The sequence below is a fragment of the Gemella cuniculi DSM 15828 genome, assembly GCF_000425665.1.
GTDB lineage: Bacteria > Bacillota > Bacilli > Staphylococcales > Gemellaceae > Gemella > Gemella cuniculi.
In genome coordinates this window covers 220200-245789 of record NZ_KE384431.1, presented here as the reverse complement: position 1 = coordinate 245789, position 25590 = coordinate 220200, and the positions used below count along the sequence as shown (strand labels likewise).

Below are 25590 nucleotides of genomic sequence, written 5' to 3'. Positions count from 1 at the left end.
ATTTTTTTATTAATGATATATTTAAGAAGTCTTAAAAGTGTCTTACAACACTTAAAATATTTTATAAAGGAGATTTATATATCATGAATTTTTTAGATGTTTTTGTAAAAACATTAGCAGATCAAAAAATTAATACTGCTATTATTTCAAGTATTGCTATTATTTTATTAGGATACTTTTGTCGTAAAAGAAACTTATTTAAAGATAACACAGCAAAAGTTTTAACTAATGTTGTATTGACAGTTTCTTTACCAGCGTTAGCTTTCAGATCTTTTCTAGTTGATATTGATGAGAAGAAATTAACGCAAGGGATTAATGTACTTATTTGGGGAATAGTTGTATATATTGTCTTAATTCTTATTAGTAAACCATTATTTATGCAATTCAAAGGAGATCAACAAGATACAATGCGTGTCTTAGCAATTTTTGGTTCTACAACATTCTTTGGTATTCCAATAGTTACAGCTATTTATGGGCCAACTGGAACATTATATGCCTCTATCTTTAATATTGGATATCGTATTTTCTTATATTCATATGGATACATTAAGATGAGTGGATTAAAAATGACAATGAAAAATATTAAAACTATGTTTTTAAATCCAATAGTAATTGCTACATTTTTAGGTTTATTTATTTGGTTATTCCAGGCATATCTTCCAAAAGTTGGTGTATCTGTAGTTGATGCAAAAACTGGTGCAAAAGTTGTTAAAGAGTATGCGTTTTTACGCTTTGATCAAACATTACCACAATTCAATCAAATATTAACTTACTTAGCTGGTTTATGTTCTCCACTTGCATGGTTAGCAATTGGATCAACATTAGGTTCTGTTTCATTCAAAGATGCTTTAGCAAACAAACCAACTTGGTATTATTCTGCAATTAAATTAATTGCAATTCCAGCTATTAATGTTGCAATTTTGGCGGTTTTAGCAGTAACAAATATTTTACCAGTTGACTTAACTGCGTTAGGGACTATTGTAGTTATGATGGCAACACCACCTGCAACAGTAGCTGCTGCTTATGCAATTAGTTTTGATAAGGATGCGGTATTAGCATCTAACGCTTCACTATTAGGTACATTAGGTGCTGTAGTATTGACGCCAATATGGATAGTGATTGTACAGATTATTGGTTCACTAGGAATTTTTAACTAGTATAAAATAAATATAGGACATACTCGTCCTTAACGAATAATGGACGAGATTTTGATAATCTCGTCTTTTAATTTTCAACAATAAAAAGAAAGAAGGATAATAAAATGACACTTAAAGTAGTATGTTATGGTGTTCGTCCAAATGAAGTACCATTTTTTGAAAAATTAAACAAATATAACTTCGAATTGAAATTAGTAGAAGAATTATTAACTCACGACAATATTGATACAGCAGGAGGTATGGATGCGGTAATTCTTCGTGGAAACTGCGTGGCAGACAGACAAAATATTGAAAAGATGTCAGAGTATGGTATTAAATATGTATTTACACGTACTGTAGGATTTAATCATATAGACTTGCAAGCAGCAGCTGATTATAATATGAGTGTTGCTCGTGTTCCAGGTTATTCACCAAATGCTATTGCAGAATTATCATTAACACTTGCTATGTCTTTACTACGTCATGTGAGTCATACGGTAAACAAAACTTCAAAATATGATTTCCGTGTCGATGGAGCTATGTTCAGCAAGGAAATTCGTAATTGTAAAGTTGGGATAATAGGAACAGGTAAAATAGGTTTAACAGAAGCAATGTTATTTAAAGGTTTAGGAGCAGAAGTATTAGGATACGATGTATTTCAAAGTGATGCAGCTAAAGAAGTAGTAAAATTTGTTGAAATGGATGAACTTTTAGCAGAGTGTGATATTGTAAGTTTACACGTTCCTTACTTCCCGGGGAAAAATGATAAAATGGTTAACGCAGAATTTATCGCTAAGATGAAAGATGGAGCTATTTTAATCAATACTGCACGTGGTGAATTACAAGATAACGTAGCTATCCTAGAAGCAATCAAATCAGGAAAATTAGATGGATTTGGTACAGACGTATTTGCTAATGAAGCTGCTTTCTTCTTCAAAAACTTTGAAGATGGAGATGAAATCTCAGATCAAACAGTAAGAGAATTAGTAGATTTATATCCAAAAGTATTAGTAACACCTCACGTAGGTTCGAATACAGATGAAGCATTATCAAATATGATTGAGATTAGTTTTGATAATCTAAATGATGTATTAATGACTGGTTCGACTACTAATGCAATAGAATTACCAAAAGTCAAATAATATACGAAAAATAAATCTCAGATCATAGGATACAGTAATAGTCCTCAAAAGTTGGATGAGTGAAAACTTTTGAGGGCTATTAAAATATATACGAATTGAGGACCACTTATTCATTTTTTATTAGTTCACAAAACTAGTAATTGCATTTATATAAATAGAATCAAATCCATTTAAAATTTCTTTAATTTCAACACTAGGTTTTCCATAAACTGTATATGCAGTTACATTAACTAATGTTGCGAAATCTGTTGCGAAATTTTTAACAAAACTATCTAAATGTAATTTTGTTGCTTCGTTATCTTTATAGTTGTTCAGTTATATTAATTTTATTTCCACTGATAGGTCGGTGATAAGTAAGGATTCTATTTTCTTTTTTAGTACTTTCTACCATTTTTTTATTAATTCAATGAACTCATCTTTTTTATTATCTTTAATTGTTGTTTCAACTGAGTACATAATACTATCTGTTGTCATGTTAAACTTCCGAAATTTTCTATATTTGATTATATTAACATTGTTTTTGTTTTTTGTGGTATTTCAATTCTCATAATTGTTCCTTTATAGAAAAAATAAAAGCAAAATGCTGTAAAACTGGCGATTTGTTTTTTTAGAGTTCCCTTAGCTTATATCTTTCTTTATTAGTTATTAATTAATTAATAACTTTACTAGCTGATATTAAAAATATTATTGTAAAACTCTCTTTGAATAACGGAGTTTCAGGATGCATTACAGAATAATAGTAACGAAACTTTTCACATGCAAGTTCAATTATCTATTTTGTTACTACAAATGAATACCAGTCGTTGTCGGAAGTTTCTTCAACTAGTCTGAATCCTTGTTTTAACATTTTGTCTAATAGTTCGTCTTTTTTATCTTTAATAATACCGGAAGTAATGAAATAACCACCATCTTCAAGTAAATTATACGCATCTTCAAGCATAAGTTCAATTATATGTGCCAAGATATTAGCAACTATAACATTGTATTTTTTGTTTTCATTTGTAAGCAAACTTGCTTGTTCTACCTCAATTCTATTTTCTAGATTATTAAGAGTAAAATTTTCATAAGATACATCTACAGCAAGTTTATCAAGATCAACAGCTTTTAATTTACCATCAGTTAAGTAGCTTGTAGCGATACTAAGAATTCCACTCCCACAACCAACATCGATTACATTATCGTGATTTCTCACATATTTTTCTAAGTTTTTAATGCAAAGAGAGGTAGTTTCGTGTCCACCAGTACCAAAAGCCATACCAGGATCTATATTTATTACATACTTATTATCAAGATTTTTATATTCTTTCCAAGTAGGAACAATAACAAATTTTTCTCCAATATTTAATATATCAAAATAGTCTTTCCAAGAATTTTCCCAGTCGCTATCTTGAATAGTAGTAGTTTCAATTTTGAAAAAATCTCCAATATTTATATTTTTTCCTAAATTTTCTAATTCAGACTTGAACATTTCAAATGTTTCTTTATCGAAATTAAGTTCATTGATATAACCTTTAACTAAAACACCAATATCAGGAAAGTCGGTAGGATTCAGTTCAATGATAGTTCCAAAGTCATCGTGTAAATTTTCTTCAAGTGTAGTGGGATCTTCAATAGCGACTCCAGTAGAACCGTAATCTAATAAAATAGCTTCAACTATTTCGCTTGCCTCATTAGTAGTGTGAATAGTTATTTCAATCCAGTTTTCCATTTTATACCTCATAATATTTTATTTAATCTATTTACTAAATCATATTATACTATTTTTTTGATATTAGCAACAAAAAAGAAAAATATAAAATATTATATATTTTTTCTTAGTTGCACATTTATAAAATATTAGGTAGTAATCAAATTTTTCTATTTAATTTTCTTGACAATAAGTATTGTTTAGTATAATATAATTAAATAAACCGTAACAGAGGATAAATAAAAAGAATTTCATTTTATGTTTTTTTAAAGAGAGTTTGATCCATGGGCTGAGAGATTAAATATTAATGATTGAAATGAGTAACACTTTTTATAAAATAAAATATAATTTGTAGAGGTATCAGTATTCTGATATAAATTAGGGTGGCACCACGAAAATAACAATCGTCCCATATAGTTTTAATAAACTATGTGGGGCGTTTTTGATAAAAAAGTGGTGTTGGACTAATATAAAATAGTTAAAGAATAATAAAAAATTGGAGGAATTTATGTCAACTATTACAAAAGAACAAGTAAATCATATTGCGCATCTTTCAAGATTAGAAATTCAAGAAGATGAAGTAGATGGTTATATTGAAAAATTAGAGAAAGTTGTAGATTTATTTAATGAATTAAATAGTGTTGATACTGAGGATATAAAACCAACTTATCACGTTCTTGATTTAGTTAATGTATTTAGAGAAGACGTAGCTCAAGATGGAATGGATAGAGAAGAAGTACTAAAAAACTCTAAAGAAACTGAAGCAGGACAATTTAAAGTACCTACTATCATAGAATAAAATTTAGTAAGGAGATAATTTGATGAGTTTATTACATGAATCAATAGAAAGTTTAGAATCTAAACTGAAAAATAAGGAAATTAAACCTAGTGATTTAGTAAAAGAATCGTTAGAAAGAATAAAAGAGACTGAAGAAAAAGTAGGGTCATTTATTACAATAACTGAGGAACTTGCTCTAAAAGAAGCTGCTGTGCTTGATAAACATCAAGAATCAGGGGATACTTCAGGAAAATTATTCGGTATTCCAATGGGAATTAAAGATAATATTGTAACGAAAGATATTCAAACAACATGTGCCTCAAAAATTTTGGAAGGATTTAATCCAATATACGATGCAACGGTTATGAATAAATTAAATGCAGAAAATCCTATTTTAATGGGTAAATTAAATATGGACGAGTTTGCAATGGGTGGTTCTACTGAAACATCTTATTATAAATTAACTAGAAATCCACACGATCTTGATGCGGTACCAGGAGGCTCAAGTGGGGGTAGTGCAACAGCAGTAGCAGCAGGTCAAGTAAGCTTCACATTAGGAAGTGATACTGGTGGATCTGTTCGCCAACCTGCTTCATATTGTGGTATAGTTGGATTAAAACCAACTTATGGACGTGTATCACGTTTTGGTTTAGTAGCGTTCGCTTCATCACTAGATCAAATTGGACCAATGACTCGTACGGTTAAAGATAATGCACGAGTTTTAGAAATTATTTCGGGGTTAGATGCACATGATATGACTAGTGCACCTATCGAAGTTCCAGAATTTAGTAAAATTATTACCGGAGATATTAAAGGTAAAAAAATAGCTTTACCTAAAGAATATTTTGGATCTGGTATTGATGAGGATGTAAAAAAAGCAGTACTTGATGGTGTGAAATATTTAGAAAGTCAAGGAGCAATTGTAGAAGAAGTATCACTACCGAACACCAGTCATGCAATTTCTACTTATTATGTAATTGCATCAGCGGAAGCGAGTTCAAATCTTTCACGTTTTGATGGTATTCGTTATGGGTTTAGAAGTCCTAATGCTACCAATTTAGAAGAAATTTATAAAAAAACTCGTGGAGAAGGTTTTGGAGCAGAAGTTAAACGTCGTATTATGTTAGGAACTTACGTGCTTTCTTCTGGATACTATGATGCCTACTATAAAAAAGCACAACAAGTTAGAACTTTAATCAAACAAGATTTTGATAAAGTGTTTGAAGAATATGATGTGATTATTGGACCAACAGCTCCAACAGTAGCGTTCAATATTGGAGAAGAAATTGATGATCCTGTAACAATGTACGCAAATGATATTTTAACAATTCCTGTAAATATGGCAGGCTTACCTGGATTAAGTATTCCATGCGGATTTAAAGGAAAACGCCCAATAGGTATGCAACTTATTGCGAAACCATTTGCGGAATCAACTTTATATGATGTAGCATATAATTTTGAACAACATTACAATTTACACGACAAAAAAATAGAATTACAATAGGAGAAACATGATGCATTTTGAAACAGTAATTGGACTTGAGGTCCACGTAGAATTAAAAACAGATTCAAAAATATTTTCACCATCTCCAGCTCACTTTGGAGCAGAACCAAATACAAATGTTAATGTTATTGATTTGGGATATCCAGGGGTATTACCAGTAGTTAATAAAAGAGCAGTTGAATGGGGAATGAAAGCAGCTATGGCTCTTAATATGACAGTAGCTCGTGAATCGAAATTTGATAGAAAAAATTATTTTTATCCAGATAATCCAAAAGCATATCAAATCTCTCAATTTGATCAGCCAATTGGAGAGAATGGTTGGATAGATATAGAAGTTAATGGAGAGACTAAACGTATTGGAATAACACGTGCACATCTTGAAGAAGATGCAGGGAAGTTGACTCATAAAAATGGTTATTCACTAGTTGATCTTAATCGTCAAGGGACACCACTTATCGAAATAGTGTCTGAACCAGATATTAGAACACCAGAAGAAGCCTACGCTTACTTGGAAAAACTTCGTTCAATTATTCAATACATTGAAGTATCTGATGTTAAGATGGAAGAAGGTTCTATGAGATGTGATGCGAACATTTCTATCCGCCCATACGGTCAAGATAAATTCGGTACAAAAACAGAGCTTAAAAACTTAAACTCATTTACTTTTGTAAAAAAAGGTTTAGAGTACGAAGAAAAACGTCAAGAGCAAGTTATCCTATCAGGTGGGGAAATTCAACAAGAAACACGTCGTTTTGATGAAACAACAGGAACGACGAAACTAATGCGTGTTAAAGAAGGATCAGACGACTACCGTTACTTCCCAGAACCAGATATCGTCCCTATGATTATCTCTGATGAATGGATGGAAGAGGTGAGAAAAACTATTCCAGAACTTCCAGATGCACGTCAAAGAAGATACCAAGAAGAACTTGGGTTACCAGCATACGATGCACACGTACTAACATTAACTAAAGAAATGTCAGATATGTTTGAAAAAACTGTAGAACTAGGGGCGGATGCCAAATTAGCATCTAACTATTTAATGGTAGATGTGAATGCTTATCTAAATAAAGTTCAAAAAGAACTTAGTGAAACAGCACTTACAGCAGAAGGTCTTTCTGGTATGATTAAGTTGATTACAGATGGAACAATTTCAAGTAAAATTGCGAAAAAAGTATTTGCTGAGTTAATTGAACATGGTGGCGATGCAGCAAAAATAGTTAAAGAAAAAGGTCTAGTACAAGTCTCAGATACTGGGCAGTTGTTAACATGGGTTACAGAAGCATTAGACAACAACCCACAATCGATCGAAGACTATAAAAATGGTCGTGATCGTGCGATTGGCTTCTTAGTAGGACAAATTATGAAAGCCTCAAAAGGACAAGCTAACCCACAAATGATTAACAAAATGTTATTAGAAGAAATAGCGAAAAGATAGAAGATAATAAAACCAGAGCCAGACGTAGAGTAGGGCTCTGGTTTTATTTTGAATTTTTTTATATTTAGAGGTTTGGAAAGTATGTTCGAATTTGTCGCATTAGTAATTGAGGCGAACTCTATATTTTTTATTCTGTAACTTTTTTTATTAAACTGATAATATCATCTTTTCGAATTTGTTTTTTAAATGTGACGTTAACGCCGTCCTCTTTTAAGGCTTCGAAGAATTTTCTTGCACTTTCGATGCGTAGGTCTTCATCTATTCTTGTTCCAGTATCGCTATCAACATCTTTAGTTTCAACGATTAAATTAACTTCAAGGTCACCGTCTTCTTTTTGTAGAACATACATAAAGTTAGGACTAGTAGTACCACCAAAATATAGAGGGACTCTAATACTACGACGGGGGATTTTTCCAAATACAACAACCTCATCAACATTACTTCGTTCAATATTCTCTTTCTCCAGTTGAGAATCATAGACAAAACTGTCGTATAAGAATTTATCAGGAACGATTTTATTATCATCCTTATAGACACCTATATTTCCTTGAATAATGTTCTCACGAGGTAGACCATCTATTGTAGTAAGAACAGTTTCACTGATTTTCACATTCATCTTTTTGTAGTTAAATCTATTTATAAATGTACGTTGTAACCAAGATTGATACCCAGTTATAAAGTTAGAAAGAGTTTTTTTGTTAAAGAATCCTTCATTTAGTTCATTATTTTTAGAGTATTCAACTAAACATTCATGTACTAGTGTTATAGGCAAACTAGTAGTTTTATTAATTCTTTTTAAGAACTCATTGTAAGGAAGAGCCTCTTCCAAAGTGAAGTAATTAATATTCCCATCGTGAATACTAATTTCATTATTTTGGCTATGCAATCTTTTTTCGGTTATTGAAACGTATTCTTTAGCATAAATTCCAGAATTAAGGATACTAAGAATAGCTTCTTTCAATTCATCATCAGAGATATTATCTAGTTTTAAATAATACTTTTTATTAATTTTTTCCCATAAAGATTTAAGTGATTCGAAGTTATTTTTACGAATGTTGACGTAGTTTTTATTCAATTTATTTTTATCTATAACTTTCTTCGTATTTAACCTGTGATTAAATTCTGGGTAAGAGATGAAAAATTCATCACGTTTATCTTCGATAATGTTTTTATTCATATCAATAAAATCATTAATGATTAATTTTTTAAATAAATCATTTGCTGAAATATTTCTAGTTTTCGCAACTCGTTCTAAATCTATATCTGTGATAACATTACCTTGAGGAATATCACTATTAATCTCGCTAACAAGTCTATTAGCAAAATCTTGCTCACTAAAATCTATTAAGTAAGTTAGATAAAATTCTTCATCAGATATACGATTACCGTATTCGTCGATAGGAAGTCTAAGCCCACGCCCAACTTCTTGAAGTTTACTAATTTCACTTCCGCTAGAACGCAATTTAGCTATTTGAAAGACATTAGGATTATCCCAACCTTCTCTTAAAGTCCATTTAGAAAAGATAAAACGCCTTGTATTCCATGTACCATCACTATTTTTAAATGATAACATTTTTTCTTTATCACGCAAAATAGCATCTATTTCTTCTTTTATTTTTTCATCATCGGTAGAATTATCTACTGCGAAATATCCACCATTAGTAGCTGGTAAATCACTAAGAGAAGCCTTTAAAAAACTACGATATTCTAAATCGATATTTCTAGTTTTATCAGATAATTTAGCTAATTCTTTTTCTAACTTTTCTTTTAAAAAGTTCTCGAACTTAGTTTTTAGATAACCATCATTTTCTTCACCACGGTAAGAGTAGACGCTATCTATAAAAAATAATGATAATGTTTTAATTTTTCTTTCACGATAGAAGTTATCTTTTTCTTGTTCGAAGTGATTATTTATAGCTTGTTTAAGCATAATATCTTGATATGAATCTGAATAGATATTAGTATAAACACTATCTCCAACAGCGATACTAGTGCCATTTGAGAACTCTGTACCTTTAGCTATATTAGCTTCTTCGATTTTCCCAATTTTATCCAAAGTTAATCCACGAAAATCAGGGGAGATATCAGCCAAACTATCGCCAAGAGAAATAGTATATTCTTTTTTAGTAGTTTCATTTCTAAATACAGCTACTTTTGGTTTTTTATTAGTTATTTCTAATAATTTGACTTTAGTAGTTTCACTATCAGCGTTAGCTGGCGTTTGAATAGCAACCCCTTTAACTAATCCATCATTAAAAGATTTTACAGCGTTAAGATTATAAACTAAGTTATTGTAGTCAGTAACTTTTGTTTTTTCATTTTTTGGAAAGGTTGCCCCAAAACGAATAATAGCTTGGGGTTTTATTTTTTCAATAATTTTTTTATACGCTTTGTTTTCTTTTCTTTGTGGTTAGTTTATATTATAATACTAAATATAAATCAATTTTCGGAGGTAAGTATGAACGAAGTAATTAAAACGATAATGAATCATCGTGCAAATCGTAGTTTTGTTGCAGGTGAAAAAATTCCAAAAGAAGAGCTTGATCAAATAATTGCTTGTGCAAAGCAAGCGCCTAGTTGGATGAATGGTCAACATTATAGCATTATTGTGGTAGAGGGAGAAACTAAACAAAAATTAGCTGATTTGATTCGTGATAAAAGTCCAGGTAATGCGGTACATATAGAAAATGCTGCTACGTTCTTAATGTTTAGTATGGATTTTACAAATATTAAACTTTCTTTTGACATAGAAGGAAGCGATTTTGATGTTCGTGATCAGTACGAGCCGCTTCTTGTTGGTTCGATGGATACTGCTCTTGCTATGCAAAATGCGTGTATCGTTGCTGAATCTTTAGGATATGGTACTGTTTTTTGCGGTGCGGTGAGGAGTTTTGGTGTAGAACTTAATAATATGTTTAATATTCCTAATACGGCATTGTTTTTATGTGGATTAAGCATTGGACGTCGTGATGAAAAACTTTCTACAGAAAAAGTGAAACCGAGATTACCAAAAGAAGCTAACGTAGGATACAATATGCATCCAGTGTCTACAGAAGAAATAGTAAAAGTATATCGCCAAACTATGGTTGACTTTGCGGAAGCTCGTGAGACAAAAACATGGACGAAAAAATTCGCTGATGTTTATGCTGATACATTGCCAGCAGAAAAAGTTACAAGAAAACTACTGGAAAGAAATGGTTTTATAAGTAAGAAGGACGATGAGTAATATTTAAGAAACTTCTAAAACTAGAATCTATTTAAAAACACAAAAAATGTTTGTCGCATTTTATTCAGTAGACAAACACTTGGTTCGTAAATAGTACCCCTCATCTGTGGAATGGGGTAGAAATAATTCAGTTCGTAAATCCTCGTCAAAAACGACGAGGATTTTTTTAGGGGTAAAAGAACGAAATACGAATTGCCGAAGTTTTACTTTTAAAACTTGTTTTTCGTTATTTCGTATTCGTTATAAAATATCGGGGCGTTTATATGTACATTGTACCATTTTTTGTATATTTTTATTTAGTTATCTTTGTACATTCTTATTTTAGCATTTACATACATTTTATTTAGCTATCTTTGAACAATCTTATCTTAGTATTTACACTATATTAAGATTTTAGTTAGCGTTTCTACTTTTTTATTTTTTTTGAAATAACTATTGTCAAAAAAGGTCAAACGTGTTATAATTTATTTAAGGTCAAAAAAGGTCAAAATAAACTTTTTAATATGACTGAAATTTATAAAAGGAGATTTACAATGGATATAAATAGTTTTACTAATAGTGTGAAAGAAATCTTAGCGAAATCTTCCGAATTTGCAATAGAGAAAAAAAGCCAAAGTATTACGAGTGAGATGTTTTTAAAAGCAGCGTTAACTGGTAGTAATTTGTATAGTGATATATTAGGAAGAATAAATGTAGATAAGGAGAGAGTAGTTAAGGAATTGGATGAAGAAATCCAAAAAGTAAATGCGGTAGAAGGTGATAATATAAATTATGCTAGCTACTTGAGCAATGATTTGAATTTGTTATTAATAGAAGCGAATAAATATAAAGATAAATATGAAGACAAATTTATTTCTTGTGAGCATATCGTACTAGCGAGTTATATAAAAAATAGTATAGTAAAAAAATATATTGATAAAGTAACGACATTAAATGAATTAGTCGTTGTTATTGATAATATAAGAGGAGGGAAAAAGGTCATGAATGAAAATCCAGAAAATAACTATGAAGTTTTAGAAAAATATGGCCGTGATTTGGTAGAAGAAGTAAAAAGTGGAAAACTCGATCCTGTAATAGGTCGTGATGAAGAGATAAGAAATGTAATAAGAATTTTATCAAGAAAAACAAAAAATAATCCAGTGTTAATAGGAGAACCGGGTGTAGGTAAGACAGCGATAGTTGAAGCACTAGCACAACGTATTGTTCGTGGTGATGTTCCTGAGAGTCTAAAAGATAAAACTGTATTTGAGTTAGATTTAACTAGTTTAGTAGCGGGAGCAAAATATCGTGGAGAATTTGAAGAAAGATTAAAGGCTGTTCTTAAAGAAATAAAAGAAAAGGAAGGAAAAATAATTTTATTTATTGATGAAATTCATATGCTTGTAGGTGCTGGAAAAACCGATGGAGCAATGGACGCTGGCAATATATTAAAACCGATGCTTGCTCGTGGTGAGTTGCACTGTATAGGTGCTACAACTTTAAACGAATATCGTCAATATATAGAAAAAGATTCAGCATTGGAACGTCGTTTCCAAAAAGTATTGGTAAAAGAACCAACTGTAGAAGATACAATTTCTATACTACGTGGACTTAAAGAAAGATTTGAAGTTTATCATGGGGTTAAAATATCAGACCGTGCAATAGTTGAAGCAGCTAAACTTTCTGATAGATACATTACTGATAGATTTTTACCAGATAAAGCTATTGATTTAATCGACCAAGCGTGTGCCACTATTAAAACAGAAAATTCTTCTAATCCAGCAGAGTTGGATACTATTAATAGAAAAGTGATGCAATTAGAAATAGAAGAAAAAGCTCTAAGTGGAGAAGATGATGAAATTTCACGTCGTCGTTTAGATAATTTAAAAGAAGAATTAGCAAATTTGAAAGAAGAGCAAAATAAACTTCAACTTCAAGTAGATAGTGAGAAAGAAAAATTGTCTGCAGTAAAAAATCTTCGTGAAAAAATTGATAGAGTGAAATTAGAATTAGAGCAAGCACAAAATAATTATGATTTGGAAAAAGCATCTGAGTTACAGTATTCTATTTTGCCAAAACTAATTAAAGAATTAGAAGAACTTGAAGAAAAATCTAAAACTGAAGAATATAAACTTTTAAAACAAGAAGTAACAGAAGATGAAATAGGATATATCGTAAGTCAAATGACTGGTATTCCAGTTACTCGACTAGTTGAAACAGAAAAAGAAAAACTATTACATTTGGCTGATACTATACATGAAAAAGTAATCGGACAGGATGAAGCTGTAGAAAGTGTAACAAATGCAATCCTACGTTCGAGAGCTGGAATTGCAGATCCGAATCGTCCAATCGGTAGCTTCTTATTCTTAGGACCTACTGGTGTTGGCAAAACTGAATTAGCTAAGGCACTTGCCTTAAATTTATTTGATGATGAGCGTAATATCGTAAAAATAGATATGAGTGAATATATGGAAAAACATTCAGTTAGCCGTCTAATTGGAGCACCTCCAGGATATATTGGATATGAAGAAGGTGGTCAGCTTACTGAAAGTGTAAGACGTAATCCATACAGTATAATTCTAATGGATGAGATTGAAAAAGCACATCCTGATGTATTTAATATTTTGCTTCAGCTGCTTGATGAAGGAACTTTAACAGATTCAAAAGGTGTAGTTGTTGATTTCAAAAATACAATTATTATTATGACTTCAAATATTGGTTCATTAGAACTTCTCGAGGAAGTGAAAGATGGTGTTATTTCAGAAGAAACTCGTCACAATGTTACAAGTCAACTCTATGGATATTTCAAACCAGAGATTTTAAATCGTATGGATGATATTATTATCTTTAAACCATTAACTGAGGATAATATTAAAGGTATTGCGAATAAACTTCTTGATGAACTTGTGGTGCGACTTCTTGGACGAAACATAGTTTTAACTTATAACGAGAATGTTTCTTCTTGGGTAGCAACAGCAGGTTTTGATATGAAATTTGGAGCTCGTCCACTTAAACGATTTATTCAAAGTCAAATAGAAAATAAACTTTCTGTTGAACTTATTCGACATGGTATAGAAGATGGAATGGAAATTAATTTAGATTACGAAAATAATGAATTGAAAATTTTTATAAAATAAAAATAAAAAAAGACTTGTGGTTATTAATTTAAAATCATGAAGTCTTTTTTTGTGAAAAAAATTATATAATTTTCCATGTTACTAAGAAAAAATAAAAAAATTTGAGGTTTTTAATTTTTTTCTTTTGTAGTATAATGGTATATAATTTAGTAATAATTGCATATATTAAAAGGAGAAGTGTTATGAAAATAGCGGTAATGGCTGGAACACCAATTGATTCTCAGCTAGGGGAAGAATTATTAAAAAAACATGGACATACTGATACACTAAGAATTCCTATTTCGAAAAATCCGATAGAACAAACTACATTTCAAGCATTGGATGATAAAAAGAGAGAAGAAATAATAATAGAAATAATAATAAGATTAAAAGAAGAAGAATGTGACGTGATATTTGTTTATTGCAATTCTCTAAGTTCGGTTGTTGATTTTGATAAATTGGCTAAAGAGTATAAAATGAATATTGTTACACCAATGCAAATGTATAGAAGCCTAGGTTTGGAGTATCAATATTTAGTTGTGATGGCAGCGAATTCTCATGGATTGACAGGAGTAGAAAATAATTTATATATATCAAATCCAAAATTAAAGGTTTTAGGTTTGTCAATGTTAGAACTTGTAAAAGCTATTGAAGAAAAAATAGTCCAAAAGTTATAGTTGAAAATTTTGATTTCGAAGTATTATTTGATTATTTTGAACAGATAAAAGTAGAAGCGGTAGTATTGGGTTGCACTCATTTTCCGTATATAAAAAAAGAATTGGAAGGTATAACAAATTTACCAATAATAGATGTTGGATTATTTATGATAGAGAGATTAAAAAAATTGTAATATAGTTTTTTATAATGAGAATTTTAAAATTTATTAGTTAGACTATTTTAATAAAAATTGTCGAAAATTTTATTACATGGTAGAATTATTACATAGATTGAAATTTTAAAAAGGAGAAAATATTATGCCTGTAGGAGTAATTATAAATTCAGCTGCAATATTCTTAGGAGGAATAGCTGGAGGTGTTCTTGGAAATAAACTATCGGATAATCTAAAAGAACAGCTTAATTTAATTTTTGGATTGTGTTCTATGGGGATGGGGATTGTTTCGATTGGACTTATGAAATATATGCCAGCAGTAATTTTTGCTATTATAATTGGAACATTATTAGGATTTCTTTTTAATCTTGGTGAATGGATTTATCAAGCTAGTGTTAAGATGCAAAGAATAATGTTAAAGATAATTCCAAAGGGTAAAACAGAAATGTCTGAAACAGAGTATTTAGCTACTTTAATAACAGTAATTGTATTGTTTTGTGCTAGTGGAACAGGAATTTATGGCAGCTTAAATGAGGGAATGACTGGAGATGCAAGTATATTAATTGCAAAATCAATATTAGATTTTTTTACTGCGATGATTTTTGCTTGTAACCTAGGTTATATAGTTTCATTAATTGCGATTCCACAAACGATAATTTTTGTATGTCTTTATTTCTCAGCAGGAATTATTATTCCGCTTACCACGCCGGATATGATTTCAGATTTTAAAGCATGTGGTGGATTTTTAATGTTAGCAACAGGTTTTAGAATGATAAAATTAAAAATGTTTCCCATTGCAGATATGATACCAGCGATGTTAATAGTCATGCCATTAAGTTGGCTTTGGGGAAATATTATTTTACAGTTATTGTAAAAATTTGGAAAAAAATGATAAAACACTAGAAATACTTCTAGTGTTTTATCATTTAATACAGTTAAAAATTTTATTATAGTTTTCTTAGTAGTTATTTTAGAGCTAGTTTTTTCAAAATGTTATACAGTACGATTGCTTTTGATGTTACTAGATAAAAAATATAATGATATTAATTTTTTATCAGTAAAATAATAATAATCTTTTAAAAAATTACTATGAGATACTACTTAGATGTAGTAGTATCTCATAGTAAAATACGAATAATATCTATATTTGATAGTAAGTAATAAAAATAATATTTTGATTAAAATATTGTTTTTAGCTGAAACCATAACCTATATTAAATTTCAATTTTGTAATCATCAGGTTTTATGATTGGAATAATTTTTGTAAATAATTTTACAAAAATATAACCAGTTACTATAGGGACTATTGCAAAAATTATAAAAGTTTTTATTATTTCAAAAATTCCACCATTAGTCGTACTCAGATGTGCAAGTGGTCCAACTAAACCACTAAAACCAAATCCAGCACTCATAGCAGTTCCTTTAATTCCGAAAATTGATGCTAATACACCTGTACAAGCAGCACTACAAATAACAGGTAACATTATTTTTGGTTTAGCGAAAACGTTAGCCATAGAAATTTTTGGAGAGCCTATAAAATGAGCTAAACTTATTCCTTTAGAGTTGATATGCCATCCAGCGATAGCAAGAGTAAATCCACATGCACAAATTCCAAGATTTGCTGCACCTGATGCGATCCCATCAATATTAATAGCAAGAGCAACACCAACAGATGTAATAGGAGTTACAATAAGGCATGCAAAAATAATGGCTATTAATATAGTAAGTAAAATTGGTTGTAAAGTTAGTAAGTGTTTAATGCCATCTCCTAATAATTTAGTGACTGCTGAAAAAGTAGGAAGTAGGTATCTTCCTATACCACCCACAATAACGAGAGTAAGCGGCGGTAGAATTAGAATTGCATAACTTTTTGTCTTATTACCAATTAAAAGTATAAATGCAGTAGCAAGTGCAGCAGTAAAAATCATTGTTACTATATCACCAGCACCTTTTAAGATAAAACCAGTTTTATCAGCTGTAGGTACTATTGAACCACTCGCATATAAAGTAGCAAGTCCAATCGAAAGTGATTGAATTGGAGTGAATTTGAAAAGCATTCCAATAATAACCCCGGACGCAAGACCAATCATAGCATTGGAGATTGTAACTGCCATAGATAAAAATGCAAGTGAGGGATAAATTTTTGCAATATATTTTAAAAGCTCACCTAATAAAGCACCAGGTACTAAACAAAGAACAGTTCCAAGTGCAATACCGTTAAGAATATTCATAGTAAATGTTTTAAGTGTAATTTTTTCTTCCATATTGATGTCTCCTTATTAATAAATTTAACTAAATAGTTATCAATTTAATATTATATAGTAAAATCTATGTTTTGTACACAATAGTCTTATTGTTTTTAAAAAGAATAAATGTATTCAAAAATCAAGTCAGTGAGAGTAACGAGTGGAGAACTGTCAAAAATAATATCAAGCCTTAATGTAAAAAAATCAAGATATAGGCGATATAGTAATTCCAGTTTATCTAGATGGAACTTTATTAGATGAAATTATAATCAATGCTCGGAATCGTCAAATCATAAAATCAGGAGGTAGATAGAAATAAAAAATTCATATATAAAAATTAATAATGAGAAAATACCTACACCTGATGAATTAGAATTTGAGTTCAGAGATATCGAAGGTTCTAGTAGTGGAGTTACAGAAGCAGGAATTATATATCGTAGAAAATAAAACTAAAAAACGTAGACATATCGGAACTATTAGTGATGAAATTATGCTAGATAGTTTAAAAATGGTATTAGAAGAAATATCGGAAGAAGATAATAATTCTATATGAATATATCCATCATTCTGAAAATAAAGATGAAATCTTTGAAAAAATAATAGATACTAACACGATCACTTTTATAAATCTTAGAGATTGTTTATTAGGTATGGGAAGTATATTAGAAGAAAATTTTGAGGAAACATACTATATTATTGAAGTAACAAGTGGAATACTAAATAAAAATAGAGCTATAGTAATTATAAAATGGAATTCTGATAAGATTTCACTTTATGGGTATGCGAGAGAAGGCTTGATAAATTAGCATACTGCAGAGAAGGCTATAGAAAAATTAATTGAAAAAATTAAAAGTTAATGCGAATGATTTTAATAAGACAAGTGGAAAATCTACTTGTCTTATTTTTTCACCCCTTTTTTCTTCCTTTGAGTTAAATTTTTTTCGTTTTTCTTTGCCTGTGATATGAAGAGGTAATTTTTCAATTTTAAGAGGAGCTAGGAAAAATGGAAGAACAGGTAAAAATCAAAATATCAGAATTAAGAAGAAATAAGGGTCTGGGTTATAAGAAAATTGCAAGTGAGCTAGGAGTAAATATTAATTCAGTTAAGTCTTTTTGTCGTAGTAATAATCTTACTAGTGAATTCGTTAAAGGAAAACAATGATGTAAACAATGCAAAAAAGAACTTTATCAACCTCCAAAGATGAAGACTATTAAGTTTTGTTGTAAGAATTGTAGAGTAGAATGGTGGAACAAACATCGTCAGCTTATTCACCCTAAAACTAAGATTGAAATAGAGTGCTATGGCTGTGGGAAGATATTTTATGCGTACGCAATAGAAAGTTTTGTAATCATTCTTGTTATGTAGATACTAGGTTTAAAGGAGGAAGAAATAATGGATAAACAAATTAAAAGTGAAACGGATTATCAGCTTTCTCTTAATTTGATGAAAAGTCTTCTTTCTAAAAAGTTGCTAACGCTGGAAGAATTCGAGGATATTAAGAAAAAATTGCTAAAAAAATATCAACCATATATTAGTACATTGTTGGAGAATAAACTTGACTAATTCGGTGTTTAGAGTGATATATATGTAGAAGAAAGGAGAATGACTATGAACAAAAATAGAACCGAAAAAAGTAACTATTCAAAGAAAACTTAAGGTTGTAAGCCTATGCTCGTGTTTCTGTGGATACCGACAGACTTAGACATTCGCTCTCAGCACAAATAAGTTATTACAACAATCTTATTCAAAAAAATCCTTTGTGGGAGTTTGTTGAGGTTTATTCTGATCTTGGAATTAGTGGAACAACTACTAAAAAGCGTGATGAGTTTAATCGCATGATTAAAGACGCAGAGGACGGAAAGATTGATATTATTCTAACGAAATCAATTCAGCGTTTCGCAAGAAATACTTTAGACCTACTTGCTACAGTTAGACATTTAAAAGATCTAGGAGTTGAAGTAAGATTTGAAAAAGAGAATATAAATTCATTAAGTGGTGACGGAGAATTAATGCTTTCGATACTTGCTTCATTTGCACAAGAGGAAATTCGCTCGATATCTAATAATGAAAAATGGAGTATAAAAAAGCGTTATGAAAAAGGGATCCTCAATAATAAGTTTAATATTTATGGATATCGTTGGGAAAATGATAAATTATCAATATTTGAAGAAGAAGCAATGGTAGTCAGATTAATTTATGATAATTACTTTAAAGGAATATCTGCTGAAAAAACAGAAAAACAACTAGATGAAATGGGCATACCATCACCAACTGGAAAAAAATTTCCAGCAGTTACGATAAGACAAATACTAAAAAATATTAACTATACAGGAAATTTATTATTACAAAAAGAATACATAGTAGATCCAATAACAAAAAGAAGTAAAAAGAATAGAGGGGAGTTGCCGATGTATTTTGTAGAAAATAATCATGAGCCTATAATTTCTAAAGAGTTGTTTGATATGGTCCAGGAAAAAATAGCATTTAAAAGGGAACTAGGAGTATTTGGAAATGAATCAATAAAAACTTATCCGTTTACTACAAAAATACAATGTGCCCATTGTAAATGTAATTTTAGAAGAAAAACAGCTAACAGCTAAATATTTTTCAAAAAAACATCATAAATGGTTATGTAGGATTGCAGATGACAAAGGAAGAAAATTTTGTACAACTAGAAGCATACCTGAATCGCTATTAAAAGAAAGTATTTGTGAAATTTTAAATTTAAAAAGATTTGATAAAGAACTGATGAGAAAAGAAGTAGAGTGCATCGTTGCAAAAGATAATAAAATAAAGTGTCAACTTAAAAATGGAGAAGTAGTAGAAAAAGAATTGATAATCAAAAGGAGACCATGCCCTAAATTTACAGAAGAACAGAAAAAAGAATGTAGTCGCAGAATGACTGAAATTTGGAGAAATAAAAAGGAGAAGAAAAATGAAGAAAAAAGTAACAACGATACCAGCTACATTAAGTAAGTTTAGTCGAATATCAATAGAGGCACAAATAGACTACTACGAAAATTATATAAAAGGTCGTAATGATTGGGAATTTGCAGGAATGTATTCTGATGAGGGAATTTCAGGAACAAATACTAAAAAGCGTATTGGATTTCAAAATATGATAAATGACGCTTTGGACGGAAAGATTGATTTAATAATAACAAAAAGTGTAAGTAGATTCGCAAGAAATACAGTAGATAGCCTAACGACAGTAAGAAAATTAAAAGAAAAAGGTATTGAAATTTATTTCGAAAAAGAGAACATCTGGACGCTTGATTCAAAAGGAGAGTTACTCATAACAATCATGAGCTCACTAGCACAAGAAGAAAGTAGATCAATATCAGAAAATGTTGCGTGGGGACACAGACGGAGATTTGCGCAAGGAAAGGTAAGTGTGGCTTATAAACACTTTTTAGGGTACGACAGAGGTGAAGATGGAAATTTAGTAATAAATGAAGAACAAGCAAAAATTGTTAGAAGGATATATTGTATGTTTTTGCAGGGGTTTACTATAGGAACAATAGCTACTAGGTTAACATCAGAAGGAATTAAAACAGTACAAGGGAAAGAAAAATGGTATCACGGAACTATTAAAGGGATATTATCTAATGAAAAGTATAAAGGAGATGCCTTACTTCAAAAAACGTTTACTGTAGATTATTTAACGAAAAAATCCAAGAAAAATGAAGGAGAAGTACAACAGTATTATATTAGGGATAACCATGAAGCGATAATTTCTAAAGAAACATTTGATAGGGTTCAGAGAATACTTCAGAAAAAATTAGAAGATAAAACTAAGTATTCTAGTGTTAGTATCTTCTCAAGTAGGATAAAATGTGGCTGCTGTGGAGGCACTTACGGCTCGAAACTGTGGCATTTAAATAGTAAATATCGAAGGGACAATATGGCAATGTAATGAAAAATTTAAAGCTGATGAAAAATGTACAACACCTCACTTATCAGAGAATGAAATAAAAGAAATTTTCGTGAAAGCAGTTAATCAACTAATAAAAAGAAAAAAAACTATAATAAAAGAGGGGCAAGAATTAATAGATTTAGCTTTAGATACCACAGAGTTAGAGAAACGAAAATCCAAATCAGAAGATGAGCTTAATGAAATTGTCGACACTATTAATTATTTAATAAGTGAGAATAGCAAAAAAACTCAAAATCAAAAAGAGTATGAAGAAAAATATCAAGAAGCAGTAGCTGAATATGAAAAAGTTCAAGAAGAATTAACGAACTTAACTCAAAATATCTTAGATAAAGAAGTAAGAAGAGATGAAGTGGCTAGCTTTTTAAAAACAATAAAAGAGCAAGAGGCAATTACCAAATTTGATGTTGACCTTTGGTGTAATACTATTGACTGCATAATTGTAAAAAATAAGCAAGACTTTATCGTGAAATTCCAAGATGGAACGGAAGAAAATGTGGGGAAATAAAAATTTTCTTTTACTAAAAAAATTAAAATTTAAGTAGATAAAATTTTTTAGTATAAAAACATTTTAAAAATATAATATATAATTTAAAATTATATTTACGGTTACAATTTTCTATGATTAAAAAATATATTAAGTAAATATTAAAGGACAAGGTATTATTAATTGATTAGGAATAATTTTATGGTTAGACTAGATATTAAGTTCTCTTCTCACTCTAAAATTACATAATAGCTTTATTTACACACATATAAAAGAGGTGTATACTTGAGTAAGAAAGAGATGCAACATAGGAGGTAAAAAATGAATATAATAGAAAAATTAACTTTAACAAAGACGGAATATAACTTAATTAAAATGATTATATTCTTATCTTGCGTAGCACTACTGTTTACGAATGTTTATTTTATAGCAGGAAAATTAGGTATAACATTAGCCCCTGGATGGTATGAAAAATTGGTTAATTATATTTCAGCCGGTGGAGGAGCAGTTGATGGAGTAGCAATGATATTAGGTATTACCTTACCTGGTTGGGCTATAACTGTAATAGGAGCGTTTGGATTAGTATCAGCATAAATGTGAAAAATATTAATGCATCTCTTTAAAGTATAGGAGCTAACAAAATGAAAAAAGAACAATTTAAAGTATATTTTACATTCATAGTCACTTTTCTTATATTTTTATTATTAACTAGAGGAATGGATACACATCCCATTGTAAAAATAGAAATTAATTTAAGAAGCAACTTTTTATTTTTTATAAATATATTATTTAAGAATACATTATGGTATTTTATGTTGTTATTATCTATGCGATTCAAGGTTAAAGTATTACCGAAATCTATGATAATAATTAATTCATTAATGTTAGCTCTTTTAATAAATAAACTAGAGGAAATTCAAAAGATTATTTTGGTGCTACCTCATGGTGTATTAGAAATGGTAATTTTATTAAATGTCATTAGTTATATATTATACAAAATAAAAAATGATGACTATTGCATAAAAAAATTTTTTTTGAAATATTATTTTTTGCTCATTAGTGCTGCATTAATAGAAAGTTTCATAACTCCATATTTAGCTATTAAATTTCTATAAAATAAAGGGGGACGAATGAAAGATAAAATTATACATATTTTGTTGATAATTATAATTTTTCTTAGATTGATTATTGCGGATAATCAATATTCAGTAAAACAATTGGAAAACACAGTAGAAATAAATTATTATATATTAGTAGTAATATTACTAAGTTTAAATCTGATTTTGATATATGGTTCAGCGTTAATTAGTAACATTATTATTTCTATAAGTATAAATTTCACTAAAATATATGGTGATAAACATATGTTATTTATAGTAAAAGAAAAGGTATATTTTATTTATGGTATTATATATCTCATATATAATTTATTGCTAATAGCTTTAGATACATGGATAAATATTAGCTTGTTAAAATTTTTCCAGATTGCTGTTTATATAATAATTTCAGCGATGATTTATTCTATATTATCTAAATTAATGATTATTAACAAATACAAAATTATGAAAATATCACTTATAAATTTTTTTGTATTATCTGGATTGTTGATAGTAATTTAAATATAAGAGATTTGTTAGGAGGAATATCTAAATGAAAAAACTACTGGAAAATATTATAATAATTTCTTTAAATATAATTGGAATAGGTATGTTAATTGCAAAAATAGAATATGCCCCAATTGTATTGTGTATAACAATATTTTTGTCTATATATATATTAAATAAAAGAAAATTAATAAAATAGAGGTTTGTAAATAAAAATCATTTGTTAAAGTATGTAAAAGATATGAGGCGGACTATTAGTACGGTAGGGAATCAGAAGAGGTTAATTTATTCTGATTCCCTTTCTGCATATGGTATGGTTCATAAATTAGGTGATGTTTCATATTCAGATTAAATGTTTTTTAATATTTATTAAACTTTTCTTTATTGTCTTAGTGAAATAGATGTAATCTCTCGCATTTATTTCTAGCCCAGGAGAACTAGCTAGTTCTATAGGTTCTTCGTGCAATTCATAATAATACGGATCAAATTCTTTATTAATAGGCTCATCGAGGGTATCTTCTAATTCGTTAAGTATAAATAGAATTCTTTTTGAATCTTCCTTATCTTTTATGTAAATAGATGAACATTTTTCATCAATTTTTGGTGTGAAATTTTTGCATATTTTTATCATAGTTATCAACTCCCGTTCTTTCTTTTATTATATCATGAAAATATTTCCAATTAAACGTTTTCTATAAAATTTTCCAATAAAAAATAAGTCTAGTAGGGAAGACTAGACTTATTAAATATGAAAAATATTCTTTGTATATATAATTATAACACATAACTAAAATAAAAGAAAGAGTTTTCTTAGTGTGTTTTAAGCAATTTAAAGTCAAAATTCAAGGGTTGTCTAAATAGAAAAATTTGTATTAAAAACTGTGTCCAAATAGAAATGTAAAACTTGTCCTGAAAAAAATTATCCCAACTGTACTTAATTGAAAAGGTTCAGGATAATAGAAATAGATAAAACAGTATAATTTAGTGTTTTTGATATAGCAGGATTATCAGATTTTATTAGTTATATTGTTACAAAAAATAATGTGGATAAGTAATAAAAAAGTAGAATTATGGATAGTATTTCGGCAACTATAAAAGTATAAAATCCTATTTCAAAAGGGACAATAGTTATGATGAAATATTTGGTTTTGTATTCCGGTAAATTCTTATTTCATTCTGCATAATAGAAATTAAAAGTAATTGAATTAAGAGAATGTAGTTTTTTATGTTTCTTCATCAATATATGATATTTTAAATACTTTAAACAATACTTACAAATGCTAGTGTTTTTGATAATTGTTTATTTTTAGTTTAGGGTATATTGGGAAAATTTTAAAAGTTTTTATTTGTTCATATTATCCTCTTAAGTACTTTATTTACAGTTATATTATATCATTTATCAGAACTAAAAGTATAGCAATAAAAAATATTAACCATGTTTTAAGTTATATTTGTATAGTAGATACAACTACGGAAAAAGGAGTTTGGTATAGTGAAAGTATTGAGAAAATTACTAGCTTTTGTTGTTGTTTTAGCATTATTAGGTGGTGGTGTCACTTATGCACTTACACCAAATGAGAAAATAAAAAGTAATGAAACACTTGCTAATGTGAAAAGTGAAAAAAAATTAAGTGATTTAAATCAAGATTTTATCAGAAATATAAATTATGGGAGTTCGAAATTAATTACCAAAGTAGGTGTAGATAACGAAATGTTTTTAGCATTGTTAAAAGATATTACTAAAAACAATGTTACTTTACAAAATGGTAGTTATAGATTGGTTGGAGATAGTATTGAAGCAAAGATTCCAATGAAATTAGGATTATGGACAACGCAGTTAGCTTCTAATATTAAAGTAGTTGGTACGAATAATAAAATAGAACTTGTTCTTGAAAATGCAAAAATAGGTAAAGTTTCTATTCCTAATTTTGCATTAGAAAAGTATCTTAAAGAAATTTTAACTGGAAGTGGTGCAACTGTCAATGGAAATATAATCACACTTTCTTCTTCAAATTTGCCTGTTATGATAGATAACATAGAAATAAAAAGTGGGATAATTAATTTAACAGCATCTGTAACAAATACTCAACTACTACAGTATGGAGGTCAAGCATTAAGAAATTATATAGGTTCATAACTCAAAAAAATAGTTTTCAGATAAAGTGAAAATTTATTAGCAGAGAAGATGCATGTTAGAACATTGAGTAAAAGTGATGATAAAATTAAAATTTTTATCAATATTGATGCACAAAAAATATGAAAAATATTATTTTCAGAAAATTTTAAATTAAATTCACATAAAATACTTGAAACTTTGAGATAAATATAATATAATTATAACATCTTAAGTAAAGACAAGGCTATTATTGTGGATTTTTAGAGAAAAACTGGTTGGTGAAAAGTTTTATGAAGCGTGAGTAGTTATCACTTTATTGTGAAAATAAAATAGAATCAAAGAGTGCTCTTAGTAGGAGTTAAAAAGA

26 protein-coding genes and 2 pseudogenes are annotated in these 25590 nt (G+C 29.1%); 24 read left to right on the top strand and 4 right to left on the bottom strand.

Annotation, left to right across the window (positions count from 1 at the left end; translation table 11 throughout):
* Positions 1-83: 83 nt before the first annotated feature.
* Both H612_RS0105835 and H612_RS0105830 read left to right on the top strand, forming a co-directional pair.
* The gene (locus H612_RS0105835) at positions 84-1157 is read left to right on the top strand and encodes an AEC family transporter (RefSeq protein ID WP_027130587.1); all 1074 of its coding nucleotides are present in this window, start codon (positions 84-86) and stop codon (positions 1155-1157) included.
* Between the two features lie 104 nt (positions 1158-1261).
* Complete coding sequence (locus H612_RS0105830; RefSeq protein ID WP_027130586.1) at positions 1262-2278, top strand: 2-hydroxyacid dehydrogenase; 1017 nt, start codon at positions 1262-1264, stop codon at positions 2276-2278.
* Between the two features lie 772 nt (positions 2279-3050).
* On the opposite strand, the gene prmA is transcribed toward H612_RS0105830, so the two are convergent.
* Positions 3051-3986 carry a 50S ribosomal protein L11 methyltransferase gene (gene prmA, locus H612_RS0105820; protein ID WP_027130585.1) on the bottom strand — a complete coding sequence of 312 codons (936 nt, stop codon included), beginning with the start codon at positions 3984-3986 and terminating at the stop codon, positions 3051-3053.
* Positions 3987-4473: 487 nt separating this feature from the next.
* Between prmA and gatC the strand changes: the two genes are divergently transcribed.
* From gatC to gatB, 3 genes are read left to right on the top strand one after another with little or no spacing between them, the layout of a single operon-like run.
* Positions 4474-4764, top strand: a complete 291-nt coding sequence (gene gatC, locus H612_RS0105815) for an Asp-tRNA(Asn)/Glu-tRNA(Gln) amidotransferase subunit GatC (protein WP_027130584.1) — start codon at positions 4474-4476, stop codon at positions 4762-4764.
* 22 nt (positions 4765-4786) lie between these two features.
* Positions 4787-6247: an Asp-tRNA(Asn)/Glu-tRNA(Gln) amidotransferase subunit GatA gene (gatA, locus tag H612_RS0105810; RefSeq protein WP_027130583.1), complete on the top strand. Its 1461-nt coding sequence runs from the start codon at positions 4787-4789 to the stop codon at positions 6245-6247.
* A 10-nt stretch (positions 6248-6257) separates the two neighbouring features.
* Positions 6258-7685, top strand: a complete 1428-nt coding sequence (gatB, locus tag H612_RS0105805) for an Asp-tRNA(Asn)/Glu-tRNA(Gln) amidotransferase subunit GatB (RefSeq protein WP_027130582.1) — start codon at positions 6258-6260, stop codon at positions 7683-7685.
* Between the two features lie 127 nt (positions 7686-7812).
* Here the strand turns inward: gatB and H612_RS09235 are convergent.
* Positions 7813-10077: pseudogene (locus H612_RS09235) on the bottom strand (type III restriction-modification system endonuclease); the annotation flags it as partial.
* Positions 10078-10143: 66 nt separating this feature from the next.
* Between H612_RS09235 and H612_RS0105795 the strand changes: the two are divergent.
* The 4 genes from H612_RS0105795 to H612_RS0105780 all read left to right on the top strand — a co-directional run bounded on the left by H612_RS0105795 (position 10144) and on the right by H612_RS0105780 (position 15709).
* Positions 10144-10911 (top strand): nitroreductase family protein, encoded by a 768-nt coding sequence (locus H612_RS0105795; RefSeq protein WP_027130581.1) that lies wholly within the window; start codon positions 10144-10146, stop codon positions 10909-10911.
* 533 nt (positions 10912-11444) lie between these two features.
* Positions 11445-14027 (top strand): ATP-dependent Clp protease ATP-binding subunit, encoded by a 2583-nt coding sequence (locus tag H612_RS0105790; RefSeq protein WP_027130580.1) that lies wholly within the window; start codon positions 11445-11447, stop codon positions 14025-14027.
* A 182-nt stretch (positions 14028-14209) separates the two neighbouring features.
* The gene (locus H612_RS09230; protein ID WP_245570457.1) at positions 14210-14683 is read left to right on the top strand and encodes a glutamate racemase; all 474 of its coding nucleotides are present in this window, start codon (positions 14210-14212) and stop codon (positions 14681-14683) included.
* A gap of 297 nt (positions 14684-14980) precedes the next feature.
* The gene (locus H612_RS0105780) at positions 14981-15709 is read left to right on the top strand and encodes a DUF554 domain-containing protein (protein ID WP_027130579.1); all 729 of its coding nucleotides are present in this window, start codon (positions 14981-14983) and stop codon (positions 15707-15709) included.
* A 340-nt stretch (positions 15710-16049) separates the two neighbouring features.
* Here H612_RS0105780 and H612_RS0105775 read toward each other — a convergent pair whose 3' ends face one another.
* Positions 16050-17099, bottom strand: a complete 1050-nt coding sequence (locus H612_RS0105775; protein WP_027130578.1) for a PTS sugar transporter subunit IIC — start codon at positions 17097-17099, stop codon at positions 16050-16052.
* A gap of 388 nt (positions 17100-17487) precedes the next feature.
* On the opposite strand from H612_RS0105775, the gene H612_RS09970 reads away from it, so the two are divergent.
* From H612_RS09970 to H612_RS09945, 14 genes and pseudogenes are all read left to right on the top strand, one after another.
* Entirely contained in the window at positions 17488-17634 is a 147-nt protein-coding gene (locus H612_RS09970; RefSeq protein WP_156882802.1) for a hypothetical protein, read from the top strand.
* A 97-nt stretch (positions 17635-17731) separates the two neighbouring features.
* Entirely contained in the window at positions 17732-17887 is a 156-nt protein-coding gene (locus H612_RS09965) for a hypothetical protein (RefSeq protein WP_156882801.1), read from the top strand.
* A gap of 197 nt (positions 17888-18084) precedes the next feature.
* A complete protein-coding gene (locus H612_RS09960) occupies positions 18085-18243 on the top strand; it encodes an RNA polymerase sigma factor sigma-70 region 4 domain-containing protein (protein WP_156882800.1) in 159 nt (52 codons plus the stop codon).
* Between the two features lie 39 nt (positions 18244-18282).
* On the top strand, positions 18283-18447 hold the full coding sequence (locus tag H612_RS09955; RefSeq protein WP_156882799.1) for a hypothetical protein: 165 nt from the start codon (positions 18283-18285) through the stop codon (positions 18445-18447).
* Positions 18448-18474: 27 nt separating this feature from the next.
* The gene (locus H612_RS09950; RefSeq protein WP_156882798.1) at positions 18475-18645 is read left to right on the top strand and encodes an SHOCT domain-containing protein; all 171 of its coding nucleotides are present in this window, start codon (positions 18475-18477) and stop codon (positions 18643-18645) included.
* A 113-nt stretch (positions 18646-18758) separates the two neighbouring features.
* A pseudogene (locus tag H612_RS10505) lies at positions 18759-19172 on the top strand (recombinase family protein); the annotation flags it as partial.
* An 87-nt stretch (positions 19173-19259) separates the two neighbouring features.
* The gene (locus H612_RS10500; RefSeq protein ID WP_281170298.1) at positions 19260-19682 is read left to right on the top strand and encodes a recombinase family protein; all 423 of its coding nucleotides are present in this window, start codon (positions 19260-19262) and stop codon (positions 19680-19682) included.
* Positions 19636-20058 carry a hypothetical protein gene (locus tag H612_RS09580; RefSeq protein WP_027130577.1) on the top strand — a complete coding sequence of 141 codons (423 nt, stop codon included), beginning with the start codon at positions 19636-19638 and terminating at the stop codon, positions 20056-20058. The genes H612_RS10500 and H612_RS09580 overlap by 47 nt, the downstream gene beginning before the upstream one ends.
* Positions 20018-20998: a recombinase family protein gene (locus tag H612_RS09575; RefSeq protein ID WP_051210161.1), complete on the top strand. Its 981-nt coding sequence runs from the start codon at positions 20018-20020 to the stop codon at positions 20996-20998. The genes H612_RS09580 and H612_RS09575 overlap by 41 nt, the downstream gene beginning before the upstream one ends.
* A gap of 70 nt (positions 20999-21068) precedes the next feature.
* Positions 21069-21524, top strand: coding sequence for a hypothetical protein (locus H612_RS10175; RefSeq protein ID WP_051210158.1), 456 nt, complete (start codon positions 21069-21071; stop codon positions 21522-21524).
* A 300-nt stretch (positions 21525-21824) separates the two neighbouring features.
* Complete coding sequence (locus H612_RS0105735; protein ID WP_027130576.1) at positions 21825-22097, top strand: class IIc cyclic bacteriocin; 273 nt, start codon at positions 21825-21827, stop codon at positions 22095-22097.
* A 47-nt stretch (positions 22098-22144) separates the two neighbouring features.
* Positions 22145-22618, top strand: coding sequence for a stage II sporulation protein M (locus H612_RS0105730; protein ID WP_027130575.1), 474 nt, complete (start codon positions 22145-22147; stop codon positions 22616-22618).
* Between the two features lie 15 nt (positions 22619-22633).
* Positions 22634-23122 (top strand): hypothetical protein, encoded by a 489-nt coding sequence (locus tag H612_RS0105725; protein ID WP_027130574.1) that lies wholly within the window; start codon positions 22634-22636, stop codon positions 23120-23122.
* Between the two features lie 31 nt (positions 23123-23153).
* Entirely contained in the window at positions 23154-23306 is a 153-nt protein-coding gene (locus H612_RS09945) for a hypothetical protein (protein WP_156882797.1), read from the top strand.
* A 144-nt stretch (positions 23307-23450) separates the two neighbouring features.
* On the opposite strand, the gene H612_RS0105715 is transcribed toward H612_RS09945, so the two are convergent.
* Entirely contained in the window at positions 23451-23738 is a 288-nt protein-coding gene (locus H612_RS0105715) for a hypothetical protein (RefSeq protein ID WP_027130573.1), read from the bottom strand.
* Positions 23739-24599: 861 nt separating this feature from the next.
* On the opposite strand from H612_RS0105715, the gene H612_RS0105710 reads away from it, so the two are divergent.
* Complete coding sequence (locus H612_RS0105710) at positions 24600-25244, top strand: hypothetical protein (protein WP_027130572.1); 645 nt, start codon at positions 24600-24602, stop codon at positions 25242-25244.
* Positions 25245-25590: the final 346 nt, after the last annotated feature.

Coding starts and splice junctions, on each gene's coding strand:
- gatC (WP_027130584.1), top strand. CDS start 4,474: ATGTCAACTATTACAAAAGAACAAGTAAATCATATTGCGCATCTTTCA.
- H612_RS0105735 (WP_027130576.1), top strand. CDS start 21,825: ATGAATATAATAGAAAAATTAACTTTAACAAAGACGGAATATAACTTA.
- prmA (WP_027130585.1), bottom strand. CDS start 3,986: ATGGAAAACTGGATTGAAATAACTATTCACACTACTAATGAGGCAAGC.
- H612_RS09950 (WP_156882798.1), top strand. CDS start 18,475: ATGGATAAACAAATTAAAAGTGAAACGGATTATCAGCTTTCTCTTAAT.
- H612_RS0105835 (WP_027130587.1), top strand. CDS start 84: ATGAATTTTTTAGATGTTTTTGTAAAAACATTAGCAGATCAAAAAATT.
- H612_RS0105830 (WP_027130586.1), top strand. CDS start 1,262: ATGACACTTAAAGTAGTATGTTATGGTGTTCGTCCAAATGAAGTACCA.
- gatA (WP_027130583.1), top strand. CDS start 4,787: ATGAGTTTATTACATGAATCAATAGAAAGTTTAGAATCTAAACTGAAA.
- gatB (WP_027130582.1), top strand. CDS start 6,258: ATGCATTTTGAAACAGTAATTGGACTTGAGGTCCACGTAGAATTAAAA.
- H612_RS09955 (WP_156882799.1), top strand. CDS start 18,283: ATGAAGACTATTAAGTTTTGTTGTAAGAATTGTAGAGTAGAATGGTGG.
- H612_RS09965 (WP_156882801.1), top strand. CDS start 17,732: ATGGGAAGTATATTAGAAGAAAATTTTGAGGAAACATACTATATTATT.
- H612_RS09945 (WP_156882797.1), top strand. CDS start 23,154: ATGAAAAAACTACTGGAAAATATTATAATAATTTCTTTAAATATAATT.
- H612_RS0105790 (WP_027130580.1), top strand. CDS start 11,445: ATGGATATAAATAGTTTTACTAATAGTGTGAAAGAAATCTTAGCGAAA.
- H612_RS0105715 (WP_027130573.1), bottom strand. CDS start 23,738: ATGATAAAAATATGCAAAAATTTCACACCAAAAATTGATGAAAAATGT.
- H612_RS09230 (WP_245570457.1), top strand. CDS start 14,210: ATGAAAATAGCGGTAATGGCTGGAACACCAATTGATTCTCAGCTAGGG.
- H612_RS09960 (WP_156882800.1), top strand. CDS start 18,085: ATGGAAGAACAGGTAAAAATCAAAATATCAGAATTAAGAAGAAATAAG.
- H612_RS10500 (WP_281170298.1), top strand. CDS start 19,260: ATGGTAGTCAGATTAATTTATGATAATTACTTTAAAGGAATATCTGCT.
- H612_RS09575 (WP_051210161.1), top strand. CDS start 20,018: ATGAAGAAAAAAGTAACAACGATACCAGCTACATTAAGTAAGTTTAGT.
- H612_RS0105780 (WP_027130579.1), top strand. CDS start 14,981: ATGCCTGTAGGAGTAATTATAAATTCAGCTGCAATATTCTTAGGAGGA.
- H612_RS0105725 (WP_027130574.1), top strand. CDS start 22,634: ATGAAAGATAAAATTATACATATTTTGTTGATAATTATAATTTTTCTT.
- H612_RS0105795 (WP_027130581.1), top strand. CDS start 10,144: ATGAACGAAGTAATTAAAACGATAATGAATCATCGTGCAAATCGTAGT.
- H612_RS0105730 (WP_027130575.1), top strand. CDS start 22,145: ATGAAAAAAGAACAATTTAAAGTATATTTTACATTCATAGTCACTTTT.
- H612_RS0105775 (WP_027130578.1), bottom strand. CDS start 17,099: ATGGAAGAAAAAATTACACTTAAAACATTTACTATGAATATTCTTAAC.